General features: G+C 69.0%; 15 protein-coding genes and 1 tRNA gene. All 16 read left to right on the top strand.

Going from position 1 to position 26,965, the window contains the following annotated elements; translation table 11 throughout:
- Positions 1-52 precede the first annotated feature (52 nt).
- The 16 genes from ACH4RG_RS03155 to ACH4RG_RS03230 all read left to right on the top strand — a co-directional run bounded on the left by ACH4RG_RS03155 (position 53) and on the right by ACH4RG_RS03230 (position 26,965).
- The gene (locus ACH4RG_RS03155; RefSeq protein ID WP_398161847.1) at positions 53-739 is read left to right on the top strand and encodes a small secreted protein; all 687 of its coding nucleotides are present in this window, start codon (positions 53-55) and stop codon (positions 737-739) included.
- Positions 740-817: 78 nt separating this feature from the next.
- Positions 818-2,344, top strand: coding sequence for a methyltransferase (locus ACH4RG_RS03160; RefSeq protein ID WP_397918261.1), 1,527 nt, complete (start codon positions 818-820; stop codon positions 2,342-2,344).
- A gap of 578 nt (positions 2,345-2,922) precedes the next feature.
- A complete protein-coding gene (locus ACH4RG_RS03165) occupies positions 2,923-3,120 on the top strand; it encodes a hypothetical protein (protein WP_398539387.1) in 198 nt (65 codons plus the stop codon).
- A gap of 281 nt (positions 3,121-3,401) precedes the next feature.
- Entirely contained in the window at positions 3,402-6,302 is a 2,901-nt protein-coding gene (gene topA / locus ACH4RG_RS03170; protein WP_397927519.1) for a type I DNA topoisomerase, read from the top strand.
- A 341-nt stretch (positions 6,303-6,643) separates the two neighbouring features.
- Positions 6,644-9,913, top strand: a complete 3,270-nt coding sequence (tmk, locus tag ACH4RG_RS03175; protein WP_398539038.1) for a dTMP kinase — start codon at positions 6,644-6,646, stop codon at positions 9,911-9,913.
- Between the two features lie 248 nt (positions 9,914-10,161).
- A complete protein-coding gene (locus ACH4RG_RS03180) occupies positions 10,162-11,367 on the top strand; it encodes a DNA polymerase III subunit delta' (RefSeq protein WP_397918258.1) in 1,206 nt (401 codons plus the stop codon).
- 79 nt (positions 11,368-11,446) lie between these two features.
- Complete coding sequence (locus ACH4RG_RS03185; RefSeq protein WP_397918257.1) at positions 11,447-12,976, top strand: alpha/beta hydrolase; 1,530 nt, start codon at positions 11,447-11,449, stop codon at positions 12,974-12,976.
- A gap of 124 nt (positions 12,977-13,100) precedes the next feature.
- Positions 13,101-13,174 (top strand) — tRNA-Thr (locus ACH4RG_RS03190).
- 526 nt (positions 13,175-13,700) lie between these two features.
- A complete protein-coding gene (locus ACH4RG_RS03195; protein WP_361333268.1) occupies positions 13,701-14,306 on the top strand; it encodes a VWA domain-containing protein in 606 nt (201 codons plus the stop codon).
- Positions 14,307-14,334: 28 nt separating this feature from the next.
- Complete coding sequence (locus ACH4RG_RS03200) at positions 14,335-15,741, top strand: protein kinase (protein ID WP_397918234.1); 1,407 nt, start codon at positions 14,335-14,337, stop codon at positions 15,739-15,741.
- A 347-nt stretch (positions 15,742-16,088) separates the two neighbouring features.
- Positions 16,089-19,247: a DEAD/DEAH box helicase gene (locus ACH4RG_RS03205; RefSeq protein WP_398539039.1), complete on the top strand. Its 3,159-nt coding sequence runs from the start codon at positions 16,089-16,091 to the stop codon at positions 19,245-19,247.
- Positions 19,228-20,805, top strand: a complete 1,578-nt coding sequence (locus ACH4RG_RS03210) for a hypothetical protein (protein ID WP_397927533.1) — start codon at positions 19,228-19,230, stop codon at positions 20,803-20,805. The genes ACH4RG_RS03205 and ACH4RG_RS03210 overlap by 20 nt, the downstream gene beginning before the upstream one ends.
- Entirely contained in the window at positions 20,805-23,141 is a 2,337-nt protein-coding gene (locus ACH4RG_RS03215) for an AAA family ATPase (RefSeq protein ID WP_398539040.1), read from the top strand. The genes ACH4RG_RS03210 and ACH4RG_RS03215 overlap by 1 nt, the downstream gene beginning before the upstream one ends.
- Positions 23,141-25,282: a hypothetical protein gene (locus ACH4RG_RS03220; RefSeq protein WP_398539041.1), complete on the top strand. Its 2,142-nt coding sequence runs from the start codon at positions 23,141-23,143 to the stop codon at positions 25,280-25,282. Before ACH4RG_RS03215 ends, ACH4RG_RS03220 begins: the two co-directional genes overlap by 1 nt.
- 676 nt (positions 25,283-25,958) lie before the next feature.
- Positions 25,959-26,741 carry a hypothetical protein gene (locus ACH4RG_RS03225; protein WP_398539042.1) on the top strand — a complete coding sequence of 261 codons (783 nt, stop codon included), beginning with the start codon at positions 25,959-25,961 and terminating at the stop codon, positions 26,739-26,741.
- The gene (locus ACH4RG_RS03230; protein WP_397918228.1) at positions 26,738-26,965 is read left to right on the top strand and encodes a hypothetical protein; all 228 of its coding nucleotides are present in this window, start codon (positions 26,738-26,740) and stop codon (positions 26,963-26,965) included. Before ACH4RG_RS03225 ends, ACH4RG_RS03230 begins: the two co-directional genes overlap by 4 nt.

Consider the following 26,965-nt stretch of genomic DNA (forward strand, 5'->3'; position numbering starts at 1 on the left):
TCCCCTCGGCGTGTAAGTTCCGGGGCCGAGAGCCTTGGAAGGGACCAATCCGGTGAACAAAAAGCTTGCAGCCGCACTGTCCGGCGGTGCGGTACTCGTACTGACGCTGTCGGGCTGCAGCGACGACAGCGACAACAAGGTCAACGACTGGGCCAAGAAGGTCTGTGACCAGGTTCAGCCGCAACTGCAGAAGATCGCCAACGCCAACGCCTCCATCCAGCAGCAGACCGCGGACAACAGCAAGCCCGCCGACGTCCAGAAGACGGACTCGGCCGCCTTCCAGCAGATCTCCCAGGCGTACAAGTCGCTGGGCACCGCCGTGGACTCGGCCGGTCCGCCGCCGGTCGACGACGGCGAGACCACGCAGAAGGAAGCGGTCAAGGAGCTCAACGCCTCCTCCAAGTCGTACGCCGACCTCAAGACCGAGGTCGACGCGCTCGACACCAAGGACCAGGCGAAGTTCGCCGACGGGCTGAAGGGCATCGCCGACGAGCTGAACAAGATCAGCACCAGCGGTGACCAGGCTCTGAAGAAGCTCCAGTCCGGTGAGGTCGGCGTCGCGATGTCGAAGCAGAAGGGCTGCCAGAAGCCGACTGCCTCGACCGGCCCCTCCGGATCCGCGGCGGCCGGCTCCGAGGCGTCCCCGGCGGGCACGGACGCCGACAAGAACGACTCGACGGAGAAGGACTCGACGGAGAAGGATTCGACGGAGAAGGACTCCGCGGAGAAGAAGGGCTGAGCGCCGTTCTTCCGGCCCGGACACCCTGTGGGTGTCCGGGCCGCTGCCGTTGTCGGTGGGAGCGGACACAATGGGTGGGTGAGTAAGAGCAGCCTTCCGACACCCGACCACGCCGCCGCCCTCCGTGAGGCCCTGCTCGCCGCGGACTTCACCGCGGACGGGCTCCTCGACCGCCTCGGCGCGCCCGCCTATGCCGCCCTCGCCCGCAGCGAGACGGTCCCCGCCCTGCGGGCCACCCGGGGGGACACCCCGCTCGACACGCTGGTGCGGCTGTTCCTGCTGCGGCGTCCCGTCGCCGAGGAGCAGGCACGTGCCGCCCTGCCGCTCGCCGAGTGCGTCGCGGACGGCTGGGTGCGCCACGCCGACGGGACGGTCCGTGCGGGCGTCGACGTACGGCCGTACGGGGGGCCGGACGGCGAGGACTGGTTCATCGTGTCCGACCTCGGGTGCGCGGTCGGCGGTGCGGGAGGGATCGGCTCGCGCGAGGAGGGCGTCGTCCTCGGGGTCGGTGGGGCCTCCACCACCCTCGCCGGGATCACCGTCCGGGCGCCGGTCGCCTCGGCCCTCGACCTCGGTACGGGCTCCGGCATCCAGGCGCTGCACGCCGCCCAGCACGCGAGCCGGGTCACCGCCACCGACCTCAACCCCCGTGCCCTGGAGTTCACCCGGCTCACCCTCGCCCTGTCCGGCGCCGCCCCCGCCGACCTGCGCGAGGGCTCTCTCTTCGAGCCGGTGGGCTCCGACACGTTCGACCTGATCGTCTCCAACCCGCCCTTCGTCATCTCGCCGGGCGCCCGCCTCACCTACCGGGACGGCGGCATGGGCGGCGACGATCTGTGCCGGGCGCTGGTGCAGCAGTCCGGCGCCCATCTGAACGAGGGGGGCTACGCCCAGTTCCTCGCCAACTGGCAGCACGTGGAGGGCGAGGAGTGGCAGGACCGACTGCGCTCCTGGGTGCCGCACGGCTGTGACGCCTGGATCGTCCAGCGCGAGGTCCAGGACGTCACGCAGTACGCCGAGCTGTGGCTGCGGGACAGCGGCGACCACCGCAGCGACCCCGCCGAGTACACCGAGCGGTACGAGGCGTGGCTCGACGAGTTCGAGGCGCGGGGCGCCACGGCCGTCGGGTTCGGCTGGATCACCCTCCGCAGATCCGCCGCGGCGGAGGCCGGGAACCCCTCGATCGTGATCGAGGAGTGGCCGCACGCGGTGCGGCAGCCGCTCGGGCAGGCCGTCCAGGAGCACTTCGCCCGCCAGGACTACCTCCGCGACCAGGACGACGCGGCGCTGCTCGCGGGGCACTTCGTCCTCGCCGCCGAGGTCGTGCAGGAGCAGGTCGGCCTGCCGGGGGCGGAGGATCCCGAGCATGTGGTGCTGCGTCAGCACCGCGGCATGATGCGGGCGACCAAGGTCGACGCGGTGGCCGCCGGGTTCGCGGGCGTGTGCGACGGCTCGCTGCCCGCCGGGCGGATCCTGGACGCCATCGCGCAGTTGATGGCGGAGGACCCGGTGCTCCTGCGCGACCGCACCCCGGAGGCGATCCGGCTGCTGGTCGAGGAGGGCTTCCTGGAACCGGCGACCAGTGCCGTACCGCGGAGTCAGTAGGGCGCGGAGTGCGTGAGGCACTCCGAGAGAGCGGAGTGCCTGGAGGGCGCGGCGAGCGCGGAGTGCGTCGAGGCCGCGGAGGTGCGACGGCCGGGGATGTGCGACGGCCGCGGAGGTGCGACGGCCGACGAACCGGAGGCCGGTTCCGTCCGGCGGTGTGCGCTGGGGGGAGGCCCTGTCCGTAGGACAGTGACCGCGGCCGCCTTCCGGTACGGGGTGGGAGACCTCCCCGGTCGGGCGGTGCCGTCCTTGTCACCGGTGCGTTCCCGCTCCGCGCGCTCTCCGGCGCGACCGGGCCGTGCATTCCGGTCATGGTGTTCGCGGGACGGTCCGAGGACGGCCCGAGGACGGCCCGAGGACGGCCGAATCCGGACCGAATCCACCCTCCGGTCCGGTCCGTATGCGGTTCGTATGCGGCCGATGGGGGTCCGCTGGTCGGCGGGGGAGTGCTGTTCACCCGGGGTTCGTGTGGGCGATGCCCCGGGGTGACAACCTCCCCGTGCCGGGCCGCCGAGGTCCGGCTCCGGGACCGGCCGGCCCGCCCCGGGCGGTTCACCACGACGGTCCAGGAGTACGACATGGAGAGCGTCTCAGCAGTCTTCGCCGGTACGGCCCTGGCGCTGTTCGGCACCGCCCTCCTGGTCTGGACAGGGGCGCGAGCCCTGCACCGCGCGCCGGTGGCGCACGGTGTGAGCCCCGTCGCCTCCACCGCACTCACGACGTCCTTCGGCGTGGTCTTCGTCGGCCTCGGCGTGTGGTGCTTCACGCTCGTCTGATCCCCGCCCCCGGCGGGGCGGCGCCCGGGCCGACAGGTTGCCCGGCGGACACCGCGACCACCTCCGAAAAGACACCGGCCAAGCCTCCGCGTGGCGCGGACCCGGCGGTCCGGGCGGCAGGAATGGCGGAAGTCGGGTTACCGTTCGAGTGGCCGTTGCGGGCTTTTGCCGTTTGACACGGGGGCGGGTTGTACCGTCACACTCCGCAGCGACAGCACCGCGGGCAGCGTCATGACGCTGCCCGGATGCCCATCGAGTGTCGACCGGAGAGAAGAGCGAAGTTGTCCCCGACCAGCGAGACCGCACAGGGCGGCCGCCGACTCGTCATCGTCGAGTCGCCTGCCAAGGCGAAGACGATCAAGGGCTATCTCGGCCCCGGATACGTCGTCGAGGCGAGCGTCGGGCACATCCGCGACCTCCCGAACGGCGCGGCCGAGGTCCCGGACGAGTACACCGGCGAGGTACGCCGCCTCGGGGTGGACGTCGAACACGACTTCCAGCCCATCTATGTCGTCAACGCCGACAAGAAGGCCCAGGTCAGGAAGCTCAAGCAGCTGCTGGCCGAGTCCGACGAACTCTTCCTCGCCACCGATGAGGACCGCGAGGGCGAAGCCATCGCGTGGCACCTCCAGGAAGTGCTCAAGCCCAAGGTCCCGGTCCACCGGATGGTCTTCCACGAGATCACCAAGGACGCGATCCGGGCCGCCGTCGCCAACCCGCGCGAGCTCAACCAGCGCATGGTCGACGCCCAGGAGACCCGCCGCATCCTCGACCGCCTCTACGGCTACGAGGTCTCGCCGGTCCTGTGGAAGAAGGTCATGCCGAAGCTCTCGGCGGGCCGCGTCCAGTCGGTCGCCACCCGGCTCGTCGTCGAGCGGGAGCGCGAGCGCATCGCCTTCCGCTCCGCCGAGTACTGGGACCTGACCGGAAGGTTCGCCACCGGCCGCACCGGTGACGCCTCCGACCCCTCGACCCTCACCGCCCGCCTCAGCGCGGTCGACGGCCGCCGGATCGCCCAGGGCCGCGACTTCGGCCCCGACGGGCAGCTGAAGGCCGGCTCCGCCCAGACCCTGCACCTGGACGAGACGAACGCCCGCGCCCTGGCCGCCGCGCTCGCCGACTCCTCCTTCGCGGTCCGGTCCGTCGAGTCGAAGCCGTACCGCCGCTCCCCGTACGCCCCCTTCCGGACCACGACCCTCCAGCAGGAGGCGAGCCGCAAGCTGGGCTTCGGGGCGAAGGCGACCATGCAGGTGGCGCAGAAGCTGTACGAGAACGGCTTCATCACCTATATGCGTACGGACTCCACGACCCTCTCGGACACCGCGGTCTCCGCGGCCCGGGCCCAGGTCACGCAGTTGTACGGGGCGAACTACCTCCCCGAGAAACCGCGTACGTACGCCGGGAAGGTCAAGAACGCGCAGGAGGCGCACGAGGCGATCCGCCCCTCCGGCGACCGCTTCCGTACCCCCGCCGAGACCGGCCTCACCGGCGACCAGTTCCGGCTCTACGAGCTGATCTGGAAGCGGACCGTCGCCTCGCAGATGAAGGACGCCGTCGGCAACTCCGTCACCGTCAAGATCGGTGGCCGGGCGAGCGACGGCCGGGACGCCGAGTTCTCCGCCTCCGGCAAGACCATCACCTTCCACGGCTTCATGAAGGCCTACGTCGAGGGCGCGGACGACCCGAACGCCGAGCTGGACGACCGTGAGCGCCGGCTGCCGCAGGTGGCCGAGGGCGACGCGCTGTCCGCCGAGGAGGTCACGGTCGACGGGCACGCCACCAAGCCCCCGGCCCGTTACACCGAGGCCTCGCTGGTCAAGGAGCTCGAAGAGCGCGAGATCGGCCGCCCGTCGACGTACGCCTCGATCATCGGGACCATTCTCGACCGCGGCTACGTCTTCAAGAAGGGCACGGCACTCGTCCCGTCCTTCCTGTCCTTCGCCGTGGTCAACCTGCTGGAGAAGCATTTCGGCCGGCTCGTCGACTACGACTTCACCGCCCGCATGGAGGACGACCTCGACCGCATCTCGCGGGGCGAGGCCCAGTCCGTGCCGTGGCTCAAGCGCTTCTACTTCGGCGCCCAGCCCGGTGACGACACCGCGGGAGTCGGCGCGGCCTCCGACGCGGGCAACGGCGACGGCGACCACCTCGGCGGCCTGAAGGCTCTGGTCACCGACCTCGGTGCGATCGACGCCCGGGAGATCTCCTCCTTCCCGGTCGGCAACGACATCAAGCTCCGCGTGGGCCGCTACGGCCCGTACATCGAACGGGGCGAGAAGGACGCCGAGGGCCATCAGCGGGCCGACGTCCCCGAGGACCTGGCGCCCGACGAGCTGACCGTCGAGCTCGCCGAGGAGCTGCTGGCGAAGCCCAGCGGCGACTTCGAGCTGGGCGCCGACCCGGTCAGCGGCAACCAGATCATCGCCAAGGACGGCCGCTACGGCCCGTACGTCACCGAGGTGCTGCCGGAGGGGACGCCGAAGACCGGCAAGAACGCGGTGAAGCCGCGGACCGCCTCCCTCTTCAAGTCCATGTCCCTGGACACGGTGACCCTCGCCGACGCCCTCAAGCTGATGTCGCTGCCGCGCGTCGTCGGCGAGGACGCCGAGGGCGTCGAGATCACCGCGCAGAACGGCCGCTACGGCCCGTATCTGAAGAAGGGCACCGACTCCCGGTCGTTGACCTCCGAGGACCAGCTCTTCGACATCACCCTCGAAGAGGCCCTCGCGATCTACGCCCAGCCGAAGCAGCGCGGCCGGGCGGCGGCCAAGCCGCCGCTCAAGGAGCTGGGCACCGACCCGGTCAGCGGTGCGCCGGTCGTGGTGAAGGACGGCCGCTTCGGCGCGTACGTCACCGACGGCGAGACCAACGCGACGCTGCGCACCGACGACAGCGTCGAGGACATCACGCCGGAGCGCGGCTACGAGCTGCTCGCCGAGAAGCGCGCCAAGGGGCCCGCGAAGAAGAAGACGGCCAAGAAGGCCCCGGCGAAGAAGGCGACGGCCAAGAAGACGGCCGCGAAGAAGACGACGGCCACCAAGACCACGGCCGCCAAGAAGACCGCGGCGAAGAAGACGACGACGGCCAAGAAGGCGACGACCGCCAAGACGGCTGCCAAGAAGACGACGTCGACAGCGAAGAAGACGGCTTCGGCCTCCGCCGCCGCCCCGTCTGACGACTGACCCCGCCCGCGCGCGGATCGCACCCAGCCGCCCGGTACCTCGATCCCCGCGATCCAGGTGCCGGGCGGCGGTGCGTCGGCGTGCGGGGTGGTGGTGCGCAAGGCGCGGGCTGGGCGGTGGTGCGCGAGTGCGCGTGCGGGGGTGGTGCGCCAGGCGGGCTGGCGGTGCGTGGCGGTGGTGCGCAAGGCCGGCTGGCGGTGCATGGCGGTGCATGGCGGTGGTGCGCGAGGGGGCTCGCGGTAGTCCGCAAGAGGGTCTCGCGCACCATGGCCGGAAGTTGTTTACGTCCATATGTTCGGACGGGCCGACGTTCACCGCACCGCTGCCGATAGGCTGGGCGGATGACGCGAGCCGAGCAGCCAACGGTCGTGAGCCCCACCTCCGACACACTTGCCGCAGACTCACGCGAGCGCGCCGTACGGGCCCTGTTGCGTATTCCCCCGCTGAAGCGGTTGTGGAGCGCCCAGCTCGTCGGCGGTATCGGCGATGCACTCGCCCTTCTCGTGCTGGTGCTGCTGTCGCTGCAAGCGGCGGTCCTTGAGGGCTCATTCGGCACCGGATACCGCGGGGCGGCCTTCGCCGTCGCCGCCGTCTTCGGTGCCCGGATCCTTTCCACCCTGTTCTTCGGAGCCGTACTCCTGGGGCCCCTGACGTCCCTCACGGGGCCCGGCGGAAAGCTGGACCGGCGATGGCTGATGATCGGGGTGGACGGGGTGCGCCTGGCGCTCCTGGTCGTCGCCCCGCTGTGGATCGACTGGACGCCCGACAAGGCGCTCATGATGATCCTCATCACCGTCTTCGTGACCGGCGCCGGTGAGCGCCTGTGGGCCGTGGCCAAGGACAGCGCCGCCCCGGCGCTGCTGCCCGCCCCGCCTCTCGAAGGCGCGGCCGTACGCCCCCTGCCCGACCACCTCGACGCCCTGCGCCGCCTCTCGCTGCGCACGAACTTCCTCGCCGTGCCCGCCGCCGCGCTGGTCCTGCTGGCCGCCACACTGGTCGGCAACCTCCTCGGCTCGGGCCTGGAGTGGTTCTCCTTCCACCAGGCGGCCCTGGGGTCCTACGTCGCGGCCGGGCTCTTCTCCGCCTCCATCTCCATCCTGTACTTCCTTCAGTTCCCGGCCACGCAGACGCCCCGGCCGCGCTCCCCGCTGGAGGGCCTGCGCCGCCCCGCCACCGGCAACGGCCCCGACAAGGGCCGCACCGGTGCGGTCCCCCTGCTGGTCGCGGTCTGCGCGGCCCTCGCCGGAGCCGTCGCCGCGGCCGCCGCCGTCTCCGTACTGCACGCGTACGACCTCGGGGGCGGGCCGGCGACGTTCGCGCTGCTGGTCCTCGGACTGACCGGTGGCACCGCCCTCGGTATCCGTACCGCGCGCCATGTGCTGCCCACCCTGTCGCGCCGCCGTCTGCTGGCGCTGGCCATCATGGTCACCGGCCTCGCGCTTCTCGCGCTCGGCCTGGTGCCGGACACCGCGACCGGGATCGCCATCGCCCTGCTCGCCGGTTACGCCGCCGGGGTCGCCGCGAACACCGGGCACACCCTGATCGACCAGGAGACCGAGGCGTTCCGGCAGGCCCGGACCACCGAGCACCTCCAGGCGGTCGTCCGGGTGCTCGTCGCGCTCGGCGCGGTCGCGGGCCCCCTGCTGGCCGCCGCGATCGGGCGGCACCGCCTGGTCGCCGGCGACTTCGTCTTCGCCCACGGTGGGGCCGCGTTCACCCTGATGCTGCTCGGCGCGCTGCTGCTGCCCGTCGCCGCCCTCGTCCTCGCCAAGACGGACGACCGGGCGGGCGTGCCGCTGAGTCGGGACCTGCGTGAGGCGCTGCGCGGCGGCGACCCGGCGGTCGCGCCCGCGGCCACCGGCTTCTTCCTCGTCCTGGAGGGCGGCGACGGAGCGGGCAAGTCCACTCAGGTCGAGGCGCTCGCCGACTGGATCCGGTCCAAGGGCCACCAGGTCGTCGTGACCCGCGAGCCCGGGGCGACCCCGGTCGGCAAGCGGCTGCGGTCGATCCTGCTCGACGTGTCCTCCGCCGGCCTGTCCAACCGGGCCGAGGCCCTGCTGTACGCCGCCGACCGCGCCGAGCACGTCGACTCCGTGGTCCGCCCGGCGCTGGAGCGCGGCGCGATCGTCATCTCCGACCGCTACATCGACTCCTCCGTCGCCTATCAGGGCGCGGGACGGGACCTGGCCCCGACCGAGATCGCCCGGATCTCGCGGTGGGCGACGAGCGGCCTCGTACCGCATCTGACGGTGCTGCTGGACGTCGACCCGGCGACCGCGCGGGAGCGGTTCACCGAGGCGCCGGACCGGCTGGAGTCGGAGCCGGCCGAATTCCACGAGCGGGTACGGTCCGGGTTCCTGACCCTGGCCGCCGCCGACCCGACGCGCTATCTGGTGGTGGACGCCGGCCAGGAGCCGGAGTCGATCACCACGGTCGTACGTCACCGGCTCGACCAGCTCCTTCCGCTCTCCGAGGCCGAGATCGAGGCCATCGAGGAGGCACGCCGCCAGGCCATCGAGGAGGCCCGGCGCAAGGCGGAGGAAGAGGCCGCCCGCAAGGCCGAGGAGGAGCGTCTGGAGAAGGAGCGCCAGGAGCAGCTCGCCCGGCTGCGCGCCGAGGAGGAGGAGCGCAAGCAGCGCGAGCTGGAGGAGGCCCGCCGCCGCGAGGCCGAGCGCCAGGCGGAGGAGGCCCGGCAGCGCGCCGAGGAGGCCCGCCGCCGGGCCGAGGAGGACCGGCTCCGGCTGGAGGCCGAGGAGCGGGTCCGCGAGGCCGAGCAGGAACGCCTGCGCAAGCAGGCCGAGGAGGAGGCCCGGCTCCGCAAGGAGGCCGAGGCACAGCGCCTGGAGAAGCAGCGCAAGGCCGAGGAGGCCCTGATGCGCGCCGAGGAGGCCCGCCGCCGGGCGGAGGCCGAAGCCGCAGCCCGTACGGAGGCGGCGCGCGCCGAGGCCGAGCGGGCGGAGGCCGAGCGGGCGGAGGCCCGGCGGGAGGAGGAGGCGCGGGCGTCCCGTGACTCCCGTGACTCCCGTACGGAAACCTCCTCGCGGTCGTCGTCGGCCTCGTGGTCGGAAGGCCCGTCCGTTCCGGAGAACGAGCTCACGGTGCCCACACCGATCGTGAACCCGAACGAGATCACGCAGCCGGTCCCGGCGGTCCGGCCGGAGGACGACCGTCCGTCCGGATCCGGTACGGGTACGGGTACGGGTGCACGTTCGGGCTCCGCCCCCGGGGAGGACGAGACGGCGATGCTGCCGCGCGTCACGGACCAGCGGTCGACGGACCGGTGGCAGGCCCGGGACGCGGACGAGACGGCCGTGCTGCCGCCGGTCTCCGCCGATCGGCCCTCCGACCGGGTGCCTCAGGGTTTCTTCCGGGACGAGAGCCAGGGGACCTCGCCCGCGGAGAGCGAGAACGAGCGCACGCGGGAACTGCCGCAGGTCGCGGATCCGAACGCCGGAGAGACGAACGACCGGCAGCAGGGCCGCCGCAAGCGCCCCCGCCCGGACTGGGCGGAGGAGACTCCGCTGGACGATCTGCCGACCCTGGCGGACGAGCTGCTCGGGGGCCAGGAGGACGACGGTCCCGCGGGCCGGGGACGTCGCCCGCGCGGCTGACGCCCCCCAGCGCCGACGGTGAAGTCCCGGCCCGTCCGTCCCACCGGGGGCGGGCGGGCCGGGACTGTCAGTGGCGTCCCCCACAATGGAGAGCGGCGAGACGGACAGCGCACCTTGCCCCGTCCCGCAGACCTCCCACGGACCTCCCGCAGAACGACGCCGAACGCTCGACGCCACCGCCGCATCCCAGCACTGCACTGCACTGCACTGCACGGCACGGCACGACACCACCGGAAGGGCGGTGACCCATGACCGTATGGGACGACCTGGTCGGACAGACCCGCGTGCAGGAACAGCTCGCCGCCGCCGCCAAGGACGCCGACGCCCTGGTCACCGCCGTGTCCGACGGCAAGCCGCTGGACCAGGGCTCGAAGATGACGCACGCCTGGCTGTTCACCGGACCGCCCGGCTCCGGCCGGTCCACGGCGGCCCGGGCCTTCGCCGCCGCGCTCCAGTGCACGAGCCCGGACCGGGCGCTGGGCGGCGCTCCCGGCTGCGGTTTCTGCGACGGCTGCCACACCAGCCTGATCGGCACGCACGCCGACGTCCAGGTCATCCGTACGGACCTCCTCTCCATCGGCGTGAAGGAGACCCGCGACCTGGTCCGGCGCGCCCAGCTCTCCCCGGCGGTCGGCCGGTGGCAGGTCATCGTGATGGAGGACGCCGACCGCCTCACCGAGGGCGCGGGCAACGTCCTGCTGAAGGCCGTCGAGGAGCCCGCGCCGCGCACGGTCTGGATGCTCTGCGCCCCCTCGCTCGAAGACGTCCTGCCCACGATCCGTTCCCGTTGCCGGCACCTCACCCTGAGCACCCCGCCGGTGGAGGCGGTGGCCGACGTGCTGATCCGCCGCGACGGCGTCGACCCCGAGCGGGCCCACTCCGCGGCGCGCGCCACCCAGGGGCACATCGGCCGGGCCCGCCGACTCGCGACGGATGAGCGGGCGCGGGCGCGGCGGGCGGCAGTGCTGAAGGTGCCGCTGCGGGTCGCCGATGTGGGCGGCTGCCTCAAGGCGGCCCAGGAGCTGATCGACACGGCCACCGACGACGCCAAGCAGATGGCGGAGGAGGTCGACGTGAAGGAGACCGAGGACCTCAAGGCGGCGCTCGGCGGGGTGGCCGGGGGCAGGATGCCGCGCGGTACGGCGGGGGCGATGAAGGAGCTGGAGGACAAGCAGAAGCGCCGCAAGACGCGTACGCAGCGGGACAGCCTCGATCTGGCGCTGACCGAGCTCACCGGGTTCTACCGCGATGTGCTGGCGCTCCAGCTCGGTTCGAAGCTGGCGATCGCCAACGTCGATGTGCAGGACTCCCTCGACCGGATCGCGGAGTCCTCGACGCCCGCGCAGACCCTGCGCAGGATCGAGTCGGTCATCGCCTGCCGCGAGGCGATGGACCGCAACGTGGCGCCGCTGCTCGCGGTGGAGGCGATGACGATGGCGCTGCGGGCGGGCTGAAGCCTTCCACGCCGGGTCCCTGTTCACCCGAATGAGCAGGGAATCGGACGACTCGTCACCCGGCGGATACGCTCCCTGAATGGATACCAGGCGGCTGCTCCGCACCTTCGCCATCGGGATCGGCACTGCCGGCCTGCTCATCTCCGGCTGCAGTGGCAGCGGCTCGTCGCCGAGCGCTTCGGCCACCGGCTCGGCGGCTCCCGAGGGGCTGTCGTCGTACTACGCGCAGAAGCTGAGCTGGCGTGACTGCGGGGTGGAGGGGTTCGAGTGCGCGACGATGAAGGCGCCGAAGAACTACGACAAGCCGGATGACGGCGACATCGACCTCGCAGTCTCCCGCAAGAAGGCCACAGGACCGGGCAGACGGATCGGCTCCCTCCTGGTGAATCCGGGTGGCCCCGGTGGCTCCGCGATCGGCTATCTCCAGGGGTACGCGGCCCTCGGCTATCCGGCCCAGGTGAGGGCCCGCTACGACATGGTCGCGATCGACCCGCGCGGCGTGGCCCGCAGCGAACCCGTCGACTGCCTCACGGGCCCGGAGATGGACGCCTACACGCAGGTCGACCAGACGCCCGACGACGCGGCGGAGGTCAAGAAGCTGAGCGCGTCGTTCGAGAAGTTCGCGGCGGGCTGCGAGAAGCGGAGCGGCGAGATCCTCCCGTACGTCTCCACCGTCGACACGGCCCGCGACATGGACGTCCTGCGGGCCCTGCTCGGCGACGAGAAGCTGAGCTACGTCGGAGCGTCGTACGGGACCTTCCTGGGCGCCACCTACGCGGACCTCTTCCCGGAGCGGGCCGGCCGCCTCGTCCTGGACGGGGCGATGGACCCCTCCCTGAAGGCCATCGACATGAACCGCGACCAGACGGCGGGCTTCGAGGGGGCCTTTCAGGCCTTCGCCGCCGACTGCGTCGAGCAGCCGGACTGTCCGCTCGGCACCACGTCCACCGCCGACGCGGCGACCGCGCTGAAGCAGCTCTTCAAGGACCTGGACGCCAAGCCGATCCCGACCGGCGACGACCGCGAGCTGGGCGAGTCCCTGGCCACCACCGGCGTGATCGCCGCCATGTACGACGAGGCCGCCTGGCCGCAGCTCCGCGAGGCGCTGGCGGGCGCGCAGCACAGCGACGGCTCCGGTCTCCTGTCCCTGGCCGACGGCTACTACGAGCGCGGGCCGAACGGGAAGTACGCCAACCTGATGTTCGCCAACGCCGCTGTGAACTGCCTCGACCTGCCGCCCGCCTTCGACGGCCCCGACGCGGTCGAGAAGGCGGTCCCGGGCTTCGAGGAGGCCTCCCCGGTCTTCGGGCGCGGCTTCGCCTGGGCCTCCCTGAACTGCGCCTACTGGCCCACCGATGCCACGGGCACCCCGCACCGCACCGAGGCGAAGGGCGCCGACCCGATCGTGGTCGTCGGCACCACTCGCGACCCGGCCACCCCGTACAAGTGGTCCGAGGCCCTCGCCGAGCAGCTCTCCTCCGGCACCCTGCTCACCTATGAGGGCGACGGCCACACTGCTTACGGCCGGGGCAGCGACTGCATCGACACGGCGATCAACACGTACCTCCTGGAGGCCACCCCGCCCACCGACGGCAAGAAGTGCACCTGACCCCCTGCCCCTCCGACCTGCCCTGACCAGCGCAAACACCCCGGGGGATGCCGTGTGCGGAGCACACCCGGAAACTGTGTAGACTTGGCCCCGCTGCTGATCGCACCATAGTGCGACAGGGCGCGCCGCCTTAGCTCAGTTGGCCAGAGCAACGCACTCGTAATGCGTAGGTCTCGGGTTCGAATCCCGAAGGCGGCTCAGTCAAACCCCAGGTCACATAGTCTGTGACCTGGGGTTTTTGCTTTTCTCGGGGCGGATTGGGGCGCGTCGGAGCGCACGGTCGGGACGCCGCGGAGGGGCTTGCGTGAGCGAGCGGCGGGTGATGTCGGCAACAACTGAATGTGGGTTCTAGGTCACTTTTGGTGCTGGCGCGGACGGTGACCTTCGGCCGCGCCAGCGCCAAAAGTGATCCAGAACCTCGTTTCACCCGTTGCCGAGAGGTGATCTGCTTCTGGCGTCTTCTCGGCCTTTTCGAATGTTTCTTCCGATGTCGAAAAAAGACCTACAGAGGCGAGTAGGTCTGTAAGGCTGGGCGCGACCAGCCTCTGCGTGCTGCGTTGCCCCATCGGGCGTGCAGCCTTTGCTGCTAGGGGAGTTGACGTACCGGCAAGTGTTGGTCATCCTGTCATGTTCTGCTCGTAGAGGTCCCGTCTCGGACAGCGGAGGAATCTTGGAAGAGCCCATTTCCGGTCGCCCTAGGGCACAGCGGCCTCGCCCACTGCCCGTGCTCGTGCTGGCGGACGTCAGCGGCAGCATGGCCGATGACGGCAAGATCGACGTGTTGAACCAGAGCATGGCCACGATGATCCAGTCGTTCGCCGCCGAAGATTCGCTACGCGGCGAGATCTGGACCGGCGTAGTGACCTTTGGAGGCCGCCGCGCCGCGCTCCATCATCCGCTGCAGCCGGCAGACCAGGTGCAGTGGACCGACATGGAGCCCGCGGGACGCACCCCGCTCGGGGCAGCACTCGATCTCGCGACCGATTTGCTGGCAGACGATGGCGTCATACCGCGCCGGGCCTTCCGCCCAACGGTTGTGCTGGTTTCCGACGGGATCCCGACCGACGAGTGGCACGGACCGTTGCAGCGGTTGCTGGCCTCTGAGAGGGGTACGAAGGCGCTCCGGCTTGCCGTGGGAGTGGGGCAGGACATGGACGAGGAGGCGTTCGCTGTGCTCAACGCCTTCATCGGCAACCCCGCCATCGCGGTGAAGCGTGCCGATGAAGTGCATGAGCTGCCGCGATTCTTCGACTGGATCACCGCCACCGTGACCACACAAGTGCGCAGCGGTCGGATCAGCATCGACGACCTGTCCGACTTTATGAACTGACCGGCCAAGACACCTGGGAGTACACGGAGTGCTGGGCACCGGCCCGACCTGGAGCACGACCGGATTGCAGGTCGTGGTGAGCACCGAGAACAGCCAGTCCATCGAACTGACGCGCAGGCTCGGCGCGGGGGGCCAGGGAGAGGTCTGGGAGGCGAGCGGCGGTCGCGTAGCCGTCAAGATTCTGCGCAGCCGTGACGCGGTCGCCGCGCAGCGGCTCGCCGAACGGCTGCGTACTGTCCGCCTGCTCGACCTGGACGAGATGCCGCTGGCACGCCCGCTCTCCCTGCTGGCACCGCCCTATCTGGGTTACACGATGTTGATGCTGGCCGACATGGCCGCGTTGCAGCATCTGGTCAAGCAACCTTCGGACACCGGCGATCTCGCGGAGTGGTACGCGACGACCGGCGGTCTGCGGCGGAGACTGCGGCTGCTCGGCCGATTGGCCGGCGCGCTGGCCGAGTTGCACGCCAGGGGCTTCTGCTACGGGGATCCGTCGCTGGTCAACGTGATGGTCTCCGATTCACTGGAGCACGAGCAGGTGTTCCTTATCGACGTCGACAACATCGCCGTGGCCTCGGAGGTCCGGGACGGCGCGTACGTCACTCCGGGGTACGCGGCACCCGAAGTCGTCACTGGGCGACGTGGTGTGTCCAGCCTCAGCGACGCCTTCGCCTTCGCGGTGATGGCCTTTGAGACGCTTTCCATCCAGCACCCGTTCATCGGAGATCTCGTTCACGACGGTGAACCGGAGTTGGAGGAAAGAGCCTTCGTCGGCGGGATTCCCTGGGTGGACCACGGCAGCGACCAAGCCAACAGGTCGAGCTACGGGCTGCCCCGTCGCCACACCCTGACACCGGGATTGCGCGTCCTGGCGGCACGGACGTTCGAGGGCGGGCTTGCTGACCCCATCGGGCGGCCCACGGTGGGCGAGTGGCGTACCAAGCTGTTCGAGGCCGCCGACCTGACTCTGACCTGCGAGGGGTGTCGGGGTTCCTTCTACGGCAGTGAGCCCGCGTGTCCGTGGTGCCGGAACTCGCCACCACCAGCTCTGGTAGCCCGAGTCCTCACTCAGGTACCACCCAACAAATCGGGGGAACAACTGATCGCACGGACCAAGCAGGCGGTCCTGTTACAGCGAGAGATGGCCGCCTCGATATCGAAGCGCACCGTCACGGGGTCGGTAGTCTGCGGTGAGTTGCCCGTCGTTACCCTCCTGTTCGATCGCACCGGGCAGCTGACCGTGCGTAATCGTTGGGACCGGCCGACGTGGGTGGTTGGCCCGGGTGGGGGACCGTGGCTTCCGGTCGAGCCCGGGCAAGAATCCGCCATTCCCGGACTGGCCAAAGGCGCCATATGGGAATTGCACTTCGACGCTCAGCACACACCGCACAGGCTCCTGCGCTTCAGTCGCCTCACCCAGGGGGGCGGTAGGTGAGCCCGGGCGCGCCCGACAGCGGGCACCCCAGCCGGCCCCGGTCGATGCCACCGAGTGGCAACGACTCCTCCGGTTCATCACGCGGGGGAAGCCGGAACCGTCCTCAATATCAGGCGAAGACGAGTAAATTGTCCCCGCTTTCAGGCGCCGCCACGTTGATCTCCCTGACGTGGCAGCTACGAGCGGCCCCACCGCAGATAGCGGCCGACGAGACAGAGGCGGTCCTGGGACGCACCCCTGCCGGCGGAGTCGTCGTGGAGATCGATGGGGTACGAGCACCTGCGGTCGGGTTGACGGACGAGGACAGCCGCAAGCTTCAACGACTCCTTGGGTCAGGACAGGCGAGGGTGGTCATCGCGCTGTGCCTCTCTCCTGCCCTGGACCCGGCGGCATGGCCACGTCTGGACCTCAACGTGTACACGTACGACAAGGGGCCGACCGGCACGCCGCTGGCGATCGGAGTGACCGACAAGGAGTTTCAGAGCATCTTCCGAGCCGCTGGCAGGCCCCGATACGACAAGCCCGAGTGGGCGCTGCGGTGGCTGAACGAGCGACTCGTTCTGCCTCCCCTTCCCGGCTCCGCGGCCAGCACCCCAGGTCGTATGGTGATCTCGGCAGGTCCCAGGGAGAGCGCCGAGGAGCCGGTCGCTTTCCGTATCCACGGTCGAGGTGTGGCGGTCGATGTGAAGACCGTGGGCGACCGGGTGATGCTGAGCCGAGTGGTGCTGCGCGGCCACGACGCACAACAGGGACCACTGAGGCTGATCAACCGCTCAGTCGCCTTCACCGACGAGTCCCAAGCCACGCGTCTGCGTGCCGAGATGAAGCGCCAGCTCGCCAAACTCGCGTCGGGCGAGGGCTTTCTGGCGATGTGGAACACCTACAACCGCAAGGAAAGCTGGTGGATCCAGCGAAGGATTCACGATGACAGGTACCTCAAGTACGACCGGGTGGTGCGTCGGCACGACGGTACCCTTCGCTTCCACGTAGCCGTGCCGACCGGGTCCGATGAGGGCAGGCTGTCCCTGTTGGACCAGGCATACCGCAGGAACGAAGACAAGGCCCTGGAACTAGAGGCATCCATGACCCTGCCGTCCGTCCTGCTGCGCGAGCCCGCCGCTGACGGAGAGGAGTGGGGCCTGCTCGACGACGAGCTTCCCCAGGAGTCGGTCAGCGGTGAGGTGCTCAACGCCGACCCCGTCGCGGGCACGGTCGACGTTCGGCCGCGGACCGTCGAAGCGCGGGCCGGGATGCCCGCCCAGCGGCGAGACCCCGCGCCGCAAGGCTTCCTCTACCGGTCCTTCCGTGGTGACCGCCGACGACTGATGCGGCGGCGGAAGGCCTTTGACCTTGTACGAAAGGGCCGCACCACGATTCCCAATCTCCTCGCCCTGCTTGAGGGCGATCCGACGCCGGCGCCGGTGCTGGAGCGCCCCATCGACCCGAAGTCAGAGGCTACCTGGGCCTGCTTCAAGAAGGGACGGCCGACGGAGGCCCAGGAGAGCGCCCTGCGCGTCGCACTCAACACTCCTGACATCGCGATCATTCAGGGCCCTCCGGGTACCGGTAAGACCCAGGTGATCGCTGCTTTGCAGACCAGGCTCGCCGAGGCCGGAAGGGGCTATGCCCGGCTTCGCGGAAGTATGTTGCTGACCAGCTATCAACATGCCGCTGTCGATGAGCTGGTGGAGCGGTCGGTGGTCTTCGGTCTGCCCGCCAACAAAATCGACCGGGCTGGTCGCGGGACCACGGTGCAGATAGACCGTTGGCAGACGGAGACGACGACCCGGCTGACCGAGCGGATCGCCAACACCGACCAGGGTCCCGGTATGGTCGCGCTTCGACGGGCGGCAGCACTCGCCGCCGGGTATCTTCTCGCGCCGACAGACGCCTTGGGCACCGCCGCGATGTTCCGTGAATTGATGGACCTCACCGAGGGGCTGGTGCCCGGGCGAATTACCGATCGGCTCAGGAACCGCCTGGCGGCACTCAGCATGCCGCGTCCAGTCCTCATCGGATCGGACGCGGAGGAGTTGGCGGTACGGGCGGTGCGGGGCATCCGTGTGTCAGCCGAGTCGTTCGGCGACGACGGTCCGGCCGGAGCGGCGAAAGCCTTGAGGCGGCTGCGTGCGCTCACGGACGTAGACCTCCCGGACAACGGGCTCGAACTCCTGGAGCGGGCGGCTGCTTGGATCGAGCCAGGCCCGCCGGTTTTCCTGGCCGAGTTGGCCGCTCTTCGGATCACCCTCTTGGAACTGCTGGCCACGCCGGCCGGTCCCGCACCGGACCCGGTCGTCGACCCGGAGCTACGCCGCCTGATCGAGGACACCGTGGACGCTCTGGCGGACCGAACGGCGGAGTCAGCGGAGGACGGTGTCACGCTGGCGCTGCTGGATTACCGGGAGGCGCTCGACGGTGACCCCGACGCGGTGCACTGGACGCTGCGTGAGTACACCGCCTCGTACGCCGCTACGTGTCAGCAGGTCTCGTCGCCGGCGATGGCCGAGGCGAAAGGTGAGTCATATGTCGACGATCTTGTCTTCGACACGGTGATCGTGGACGAAGCGGCCCGAGCCAATCCGCTCGATCTGATGATCCCGCTCATTCACGCGGGCCGGAGAATCGTGCTGGTCGGAGACCACAATCAGCTGCCGCAGATGCTGGAGCCGGACGTGGAGCGCGCATTCGAGCCGGTCACTCGGGAACTGCTGTCGGAGAGTCTGTTCCAGCGACTGTTTGAGGGCCTGGCGAAGCCTGGTGTCCCCGTGCAGCGTGTGGTGACCCTCGACAGCCAGTTCCGCATGCACAGGGTGCTCGGCGATTTCGTCAACCGCAACTTCTACGGGGATCTCAAATCCCCCCGCCCCGACGACGAGTTCGCGCACGGTCTGTCCCGTTACGGCACGGCGGTCGCGGCCTGGCTGGACGTCCCGCCAGGCGTCGGTCCCGAATACGGTGAGCGCAGCAAGTGCCGGCCGGCGGAGGCCGTGGCCGTCGCCGAGGAGGTCGCCCGTCTCGTCGACGAGACACCGGACCTCACCATCGGGGTGATCGCGTTCTACTCCGCCCAAGTCGAAGAGATTTGTCGCAAGTTGGCGGAGAAGGGCCTGCTTGCCCGCGTGGGCAGGGACTACGAGGTGGCGGAGCGACTGCGGTACGACAGCGGCGGCCACCGGCTGGACAGGTTGCTGGTCGGTACCGTGGATGCCTTCCAGGGCAAGGAGTTCGACGTCGTGCTGCTGTCGACGACTCGCTGTGGTCCACGGCAGGAAGTACCGCCCGCGGCCACTGACCGCACGTATCCCAGGTGGGTCGCGAAGCGGTACGGACATCTGACACTCCAGAACCGGCTCTGTGTCGCGATGAGCCGCCAGAAGCGGCTCCTCATATCCGTAGGCGCTGCGTCGATGTTCGACGCCGGTTTCGCTCCACCAGCACTGGCTCCGCTCACCGACTTCCTGGACATGTGCGGAAAGGGAGCGCCGTATGGTCACCTCGGCCGCTGACTGGTCCCGGGCCAGGGTGCTCAGCTACGACCGGCGGGAACCCGGCGACGGCCGACTCTGTCTACTGTGGCCTGCCTGGGCATACCGAGTCACCGCGCCCGTCCTCAAGCACCGTGGTCTGGATCTCTTCGAGCGAGTCGTACTCGGGCTCTGTCAGGCGGGTGTGCGCCGGCCTGACCGCATGGGGGCCTTGATCGAACTCGATGCCCGACTGTGTGCGCACATTCTTGACAGGGCGGTCGACGCGGGACACCTGAACGCGCGCCACGAGTTGACGGATCAAGGGCGCCAGGCACTGCGCACCGGTTCGACGGCCGAATCCCCGGAGTGGCAGGTTTGCCACGTCTTCGAGGACCCGTTCTCGGGAGAACTGTGGCCTCGGACGACCGACTTGCTTCGCGAGGCGCATGTGCTCCGCCCCCACGGTGAAGGCGTGGAGCTGCAACTGGGCACAGCCGGCAAGTCGGACCGTGCGTCGGCGCGGCGGGTCCGGCCGCCGGACCGGCCTCCGCAGCACCCCAACGCCGCGCGTGTGGTGGCCGCGGCGAGCGAGGACCGGGACGCCCGTCGCGTCTTCAAGGTGCGCCAGTACGAACGCCGATCCGGACTCGATCCGGTCGCCACACCCGAGGGTCTGGTGGGTTCTCGTGGGCCCGGCGGGATTCCCGAGAACCTGCCGGAACTCAACCGGGTCGCGTTCCTCAACGATCCGGAGCCGGTGTACCTGGTGGGGTTCTTGGAGGTGTCCGGCGACGCCGACACCGAGACGGCCGAGGCATGGACCGCGTACGACCCGTTCGGGCTGGGTCCCAGCGACTTCTTCCAGTCATTGGTCTACCGCTTCGGCCGTGACGACGGCACGCTCGACGAGGAGATACAGGTCCGGGCAGCCGCGGAACTGGCCGCCGCCAGCGCCCGGTACATCCAAGCGGATCAGGGCCTGCGCGATCTATTGGAAGAGCGCTTGGCACATGACTTCGGCCCCGAGATCCGCGCCGACCGTGACGCCTTCGATCTCATGTTGGAGCTCGACATAGCTGTCGAGTCCACGAACCGGGACGAATCGATGGAGCGGATCGTGCACACGGCGCTGCGTCTGTACGAGGTGCTCTTCCGCCGGATGATGGTGGCGTACCCGGTGAACGACGGCACCTTCCGCACGTTCAGGAACTCACCGACGCTGCGCCGGGCGATGCTGGAGGACGCGGCTCAGAGCGTCGGCTTCCACGGGGTCACTCGGCTCTACTCCGGTGTACGGGATGGAGAGCTGGACGGCAGCTACCGCAAGCCGGAGGAGGGCTTCCTCAAAGCCATGTTTCCGTTGTCGCTGCTCGCGGCCAAGGAGCATGCCGACCATCCGCTGCGCCCCATGGCGGTCGAGCAGCCCGATCTTCCGCTCACACTCACCGTTCTCAACCCCCTCCGCAACCGGGGCGCACACGCGGGACGTGATGCCACCAACCCGCATGACGCCCAGTGGTGCCGAGACGCCGCGGCCTGTGCCGTGCGGGCTCTCCTGCGACTGCCCCACCCTCGAACCGAGAGGACTTCGCTCTGATGGCCAGGAACCGCAGGGCCCGACGGACACCGCCGAAGCGTCCCGATGCGCCGAAGACGACCAAGAATTCCTCCCTTGCTGAGATGGTCTCGCAGGGCATGACATCCGCTACGGTCGAGCTGGGCAGTGAAGCCATTCCTTCGGCGCAGCCGGCCGACCCCCCGCACAGCGAAAAGGATTTGGCCGACCTGTGGCAGCAGGCCACTCAGGTGACGCGGGCCTACCAGGACGCGGTGAAGGGGCTGGGGCGGCGTGAGGGAGCTGTTACCGCGAGGGAGGAGGAGATCGTACGACGTCGGGAGCAGCTCGATGCGGAAGCGCTGGCGTTCGACATGCGGCGTCATGAGCTAGCCGAAGCCGAGTCGGCCCTGGAGCAGGAACGAGAGTCGCTGTCGGAGCGTGCCGCCGCACTGGACGGCCGCGACCGCACCCTGCTGGACCGCGAATCGGCGCTTGCCGTACGGGAAGAGCGGGAGAAGGAGCTGATCATCGCTGAGGCTCGCACGGAATTAGCCGCAGCCCGGAAGCGGTTCGACACCGCCCGTCACGATTTCGATGAGGAGATCGCGCGCCAGCAGTCCCGTCTGCGCGAGGAACTCTCAGCCGAGAGGGAACGGCTGGTCTCGCAGCGTGCGGAGCTGGCCGAGGAGTGGCGGCGAATACGTCACCAGAAAGTGGAGATGCAGGCTCGCGAGGAAGATCTCCAGGACACCAAGGAACTGTACGCGGAGCGCACCACTCTCGCTGTGTCGTCCGCCACCGAGCAGATCCGTGCCGAAGCCGAACACCGGCGACGGCTCTACGAGGCGGCACGGGACGATGCCGACATGCACAGTAGGCGGATCGCCGAGTACGAGCGGCTCGATCGGGCGTTCGGGAGCCAGAGCCCTGTCGACGCTCTCGCCGAGTTGGAACGGCTGCGTGAGGAGAGCGCGGAGCTGCGACGGCTCCGGCTTTCGGCGCCCGGTGAGCAGACCCTGCGGCTCGCTGCTCTGGAAGAAGAGACCCGCCAGCTTCGCGACCGGTGCATCACCTATGCCGCACACAATGAACGGTTGCAGCGTCAACTTTCGGCGCACGAGATCACGGCCGTGGAGGTTGAGCGCCTGTCGGTGAGCAAGGAGGCGCTTGAGGCGGAGGTACGCGCCTATCGGGAGCAGGTCGAAGAGCAGAAACGCGACTGGCAGGGTTTGGTCGAACGGAGAGAGGGCGAAACCGCCTTCGCCGCTTGTAGCGCGATGGACGAGAAATACGACACCGCCCCGGGTGACCTCGCCGAAATGGCCCCTCCGCTGAATGAACTGGTCGCGCACATCAGGGCGTTCATCAGGCAGCAGCACGGGCTGTTCTACGAGATGGCCGATCTGCGTTCTTTCCTCGGCGGTCTCGCCGCGACGCAACTGCACTTGCTCGAGGGCATCAGCGGTATCGGCAAGACACAGTTGCCGCAGCGGTTCGCCGAAGCGATCGGCGCGACCACGAAGGTCGTGTCCGTCGGCGCGGACTGGCGCACACCGCAGGATCTCATGGGTTACTACAACGCCTTCGAGCGCCGCTTTTACGAGTCAGAGTTCACCAAGGCCCTCTACCAGGCGCAGTGCCCAAGGTTCTCAGCGCAGCCGTTCTTCATCGTTCTGGACGAGATGAACCTTTCCCATCCGGAGCAGTACTTCAACGACGTGCTGTCCGCGCTCTCACGCGAAGTTTCCCGTGAGAGCAGGCCCGATCTCGTCCTGATGAGTTCCGCTGTGGAACCGTCTCCCCGGCTGTTGCGTGAAGGGCGGCTGTTACCCGTACCAAAGACGGTCTTCTTTGTGGGGACTGCCAACCAGGACGAGACGACATTGTTGTTCGCGGACAAGACGTACGACAGGGCCAACCTGGTCGAACTCCCCGCCACCTACGAGCGATTCACTGTCCCGCCACAGGGTTCCATCGAGCCGCTGAGCTGGAAGGCCCTCGAAACTGCCTTCGACGCCGCCGAGGTGGCGCACGAGCGTGATGCCCACAAGGCTGCGGAATTTCTTGCCAGCACACTGGCTGACCGGATGGCCACCGACTTCCAGATCTCTTGGGGCGGTCGCCTCTCCGCGCAGCTCTCCCGATATGTACCCGTGGTCATGGCTTCTGGAGGATCTCTGAGCGAGGCCACCGACCAACTGGTCGCGCGAAAGATTCTACGCAAGCTGCAGGGGCGCTACGAAGTCCGGGTGGACCACCTGAAGCAGCTGCGAGAGGATCTGGGTGTCAAATGGCAGAAGTTGTCGGCCGACGGGACCCCTGATCGATCGGTAGCCGCACTCGACAGCATCATCCGCAAGCTGGGCCACGAGTGATGGACGGCAACGACCTGCTGGACCGAGTCTCAGGTCGACCGGTACCGGGGATCGTCGGGCGCGCGCTGATGGGGCAGTACATCTTCTTGCCGGAGTACGGTTCTGCGGACGCAGGGCGCCGACCGTTGGGTACTGTCGAGTATTACGTCGACAAGCGGGGGCGGTCGGACAAGGCGGAATCCGATCAGGTGACGATGGAAGCCGTTCTGGCAATTGGCCGGATCGTCGCAACGCTGACCGCACGGCAGGCCTCTCTCGCCGAACTGGCAGATGTCCACCCGCTGGTGGATGGTGCGGCCGCGATGAAGACCCTCAGCCGCCAGCCTCTGGAAGAGGCGATCGAGGAGCATCTTCCTTTTCTACGCTCGGTGTGTTTCCGTCCTGTGAGCCGGCTGCGTCCCATCAATCATCTGGTACCGGTTCCCAGGGCGCGGCGTATCACGCCGCAGACCGTGATGCGCTTGGCCGCGCACAGTGAGGACTGGGCCTCGTTGCGCCCGGACGGGGTGCGTCCGGATCGGGTGCTCAGCCCTGAGCGCGAAGTGAACCTGGACCTGTACGAGAACCGGGTCGCCGTTCACCTTGTGGACCAGCTCTGGCGCTATCTCACCACGCGCATGGCCCAGATTCGCGATATCAAGGGCATGTTCAGTGATGTCGAGCGATACATCGAAGACGTGAGCAGCCGACCGTGGCAGCAGAGCAGCCTGCGGCTTTGGCACCTGCTTGCTCAGTTTGTTGAGCAGGAGGAATGGGAGGCTCGGGCCAGCCTACGTTTGCAGGAGCTGGAGAACCTGCGAAGTGCCGTGTCCGCACTTCGCAGGTCACCGCTGTGGAACGGCGTGAACCGGCGCGCGGCGCTGGGGACCTCGTTGCGCGCCACCAACCTGTTCATCGGCGAAGACCGATTCCGCCACGTCACCGAACTCTGGCAGCAGTGGACGGCTACCCGAACGCGATTGATTTCAGGCGATGACGAATTCAATCGTGGTCAGGACTGGTGCCGAGGGTACGAATGCTACGTCGCCGTTCTGCTCCTCCGAGCATTCGATGAGGTCGGCGGACAGCCAGCGGATCAGTCAGTACTCGCCCGGGGCGCGGTGCCGGTGAAGTACCGGTACAGAGGGTCTGACGTGACGCTACGCTGGGGTGAGGATGGCGTGCTGGTCATTGAGCGCGACGAGACCGTCATACTGCGAGTGGTTCCGCTCCCACACCCCTTGACGGAGTCTCGGCTGAGGGTGCCGGTACTGGACGAGCTTGCCCTGCTCAACGTTCAGTCGCCGATCGAGCCCACGCTCGTGCTCTATCCGGGAGGCAGGGAGGAACGGCAAGAGTTGCCGCAGTCCGTGCGGCTGCAAGCGTTCGAAGCGCCCGGTGCACCGGCGCCCGGCAAGGACGGCACTCCGCTGTGGAAGATCCCCGTATCACCTCTGGAGATCGACAGCGTGACCAGGCTGGGCCGAGGGCTGCGCTTCGTTCTTGAACAGCCCCGCCTGTCCGGATATCCGTACCAAGTGTCGGTCGGCGCCGGTGTGGACACCGACTTCGTGTCCAGGATCCCTTGGCTGTCGATGGGGACGAACGGGCTCATCGTCACACGCGTACCGGCTGATCACGAGATGACCGCCGCACGAGCGCTGATCCTGGCACAGCGCCGGGACACCTCTCGTTTTCAGCAGCGAGGCACGAATTCCACGGCGGTGGAAGCGCTGTGGGAGGAGGTCGGACGCGCTGTCAAGCAGACGGTCGCGCTCACGCGATGTCCTCGATGCGGCGCCGAGTCCGCAACCCCGGATCGAGCTCTGCAGATTCGGGGCGACGGGCACTTTCGATGCTCGTGTGGTCAGTGTGGCGGAACCTGGGAGGGGCGGCGGTGTCGGGCGTGCCGTCGGCTGTATCCCATCCTTGAATCCTCGGCTCTGGTTGATGCCGGGAACACAGACGGTGACTACCTCGATCGACACTTTGCGACAGACCTTCTGGCGGCACCGTGCTGGGTACGAGCCCGGGTCTTCATATGCCCACGGTGCGCTGTCTGTGGGAACGCCGAAGGCGAGAGTCAGTGTGCGCGCTGTAGTGACGGCAGTGCCACGGTTGGGCAAGACCGGGGCGGACGTCGGCCCGAGACCTCCGACTGAGCTCCAACGCTGACATGAGGGGGGGCCTGGGCTTTCGCCTGGTCTTCCTTCGGCTTGCCGCCCTTGTCGGCGTGGCCTCCTTGGCCGCAGCGTTCCTGGCCTTCTCCTTCTTCGCGGCCTTGCGCGCGGCCTTCGCGGCCTCGGCCTGGCGCTGGAGGGGGACGAGCTTCGCGGTCGCCTCGGCGGCGCTCTTCCCCACGTGGGGGAGGACGCTCTGGTAGATGTCGCGCGTGATCCGGGTGTCGCTGTGCCCGAGGGTGTCACCGTGCCGGGGTGGAGCCAGGAGCCGTCTTCCTGCGTGAAGACGTGGCCGGTCTCGACCCAGGCTGTGCCCCATTCTTCGCGAGCCGTTTCCTGCCGTTCGCGGTGGTGCTTCAGGACGTCGACCGTGTCAACCGGTGGACAGCTGCGCAGGGCGCGTGCAAAGCGGTGGACGAGGGATGGGCGTCGGTGGGTGGCGGGAAAACGGCTGATGGGGCGTTCTTGCGCTCTACCGAAGCCGAAGCCTCACGACCGCCCTTGGATGGTTCTCACAAAACGGAAGACCGCGCGGCGAAGCGGTCGGAGCTCCATGCGTGAAGGGCTTCCCTCCGCCAGGGTCTCGCGGAAGATTTTCTGCCGGTCGGCGTTCCGCCCGGGACCGATAGGTGAAGCCCCATCTCAAGAGGAGTACCGCGTGGTCTTGGACTTGTTCGGAATGGTGCAAAGCCGCTTTCTGGTTCAGACGCCTCGTGCGGGGACCATCGTCACCATGACGGTCATCGCGTCCGGAGACGAAATCCGGGTGGACGAGATGCCGTGGAGTGGTCGCGACCACAACCGCACCGCCCCGCGGCCAGATCTGGTCGAGGCCCTGATCTGCCGAAATGTCACGAGCGGGGCGGCTGTTGACTTCGGCGTCGCCCCTGAGGTCCAGAGCGCGGCAGTCGACTCTCTCTGCCGCAAGGTGCTGACCGTGCCGCGCAGTTCACGCTGGCGCGAAGCTGCTTCGACGGCGCTGTTGAGCGACTGGGACGACCAGTTGTGGCGGACGGGTCGCCTCTCGTCCCGTGCTGTGGGCGCACTCCGGGCGGAAACGCGAGCCGTCCACCGGCAGTTGGTGCCGCTGTGGCGGCGGCGCACCCGGCATGGACGCGTGCTTTCGCTCGACGTCGGCCTTGGTAGCGGGATGTCGCTGTACGAGCTGGTCGCCGCCGACGTCGACCTGCTCGACCGCACGGCGGGGGGAGTGTACGAGGACGCCCGCCTCAACGGCGTCCTTCGGGGCTTGAAGCCGGTCGAGAGGCAGGTATTGTTCGCGCTCGCAGAGGGCGAGGGGACCACGTGGACGGAGGCCGCTGCCGTTACGGGAGCCGCCGACCCGCAGAAGTTGGGCGAGCGGGTACGTCGCAAGGCCAAGCGCCTCGCCGCTGAGCAGCGGCGCCGAACCGCCCTTCGGTGCGGGGAGGGGCTTCGGTGAACCGCTCCTTCTTCCACCTACCTGTCGTCAAGGGTCTGGCGGTGGGCGGCGGTGTAGCGGCGAGCTGGTCGTGGGCGCTCGGGGCGCCGTGGTGGGTGATTCCCATCGGGATGTCTCTCACCGTGCTGCTGCCGCAGGAGTCGGCACATCGTCGCGATGTCTACCGCGACGTGCTTCGACATCGCGAGCGGATGGTTGAGCTGAGGCGCGAACGGATCGAGTAG

The organism is Streptomyces sp. NPDC021019, assembly GCF_044333295.1.
Lineage (GTDB): Bacteria > Actinomycetota > Actinomycetes > Streptomycetales > Streptomycetaceae > Streptomyces.

Coding starts and splice junctions, on each gene's coding strand:
- ACH4RG_RS03185 (WP_397918257.1), top strand. CDS start 11,447: ATGGATACCAGGCGGCTGCTCCGCACCTTCGCCATCGGGATCGGCACT.
- tmk (WP_398539038.1), top strand. CDS start 6,644: ATGACGCGAGCCGAGCAGCCAACGGTCGTGAGCCCCACCTCCGACACA.
- ACH4RG_RS03220 (WP_398539041.1), top strand. CDS start 23,141: ATGGACGGCAACGACCTGCTGGACCGAGTCTCAGGTCGACCGGTACCG.
- ACH4RG_RS03165 (WP_398539387.1), top strand. CDS start 2,923: ATGGAGAGCGTCTCAGCAGTCTTCGCCGGTACGGCCCTGGCGCTGTTC.
- ACH4RG_RS03215 (WP_398539040.1), top strand. CDS start 20,805: ATGGCCAGGAACCGCAGGGCCCGACGGACACCGCCGAAGCGTCCCGAT.
- ACH4RG_RS03180 (WP_397918258.1), top strand. CDS start 10,162: ATGACCGTATGGGACGACCTGGTCGGACAGACCCGCGTGCAGGAACAG.
- ACH4RG_RS03210 (WP_397927533.1), top strand. CDS start 19,228: ATGGTCACCTCGGCCGCTGACTGGTCCCGGGCCAGGGTGCTCAGCTAC.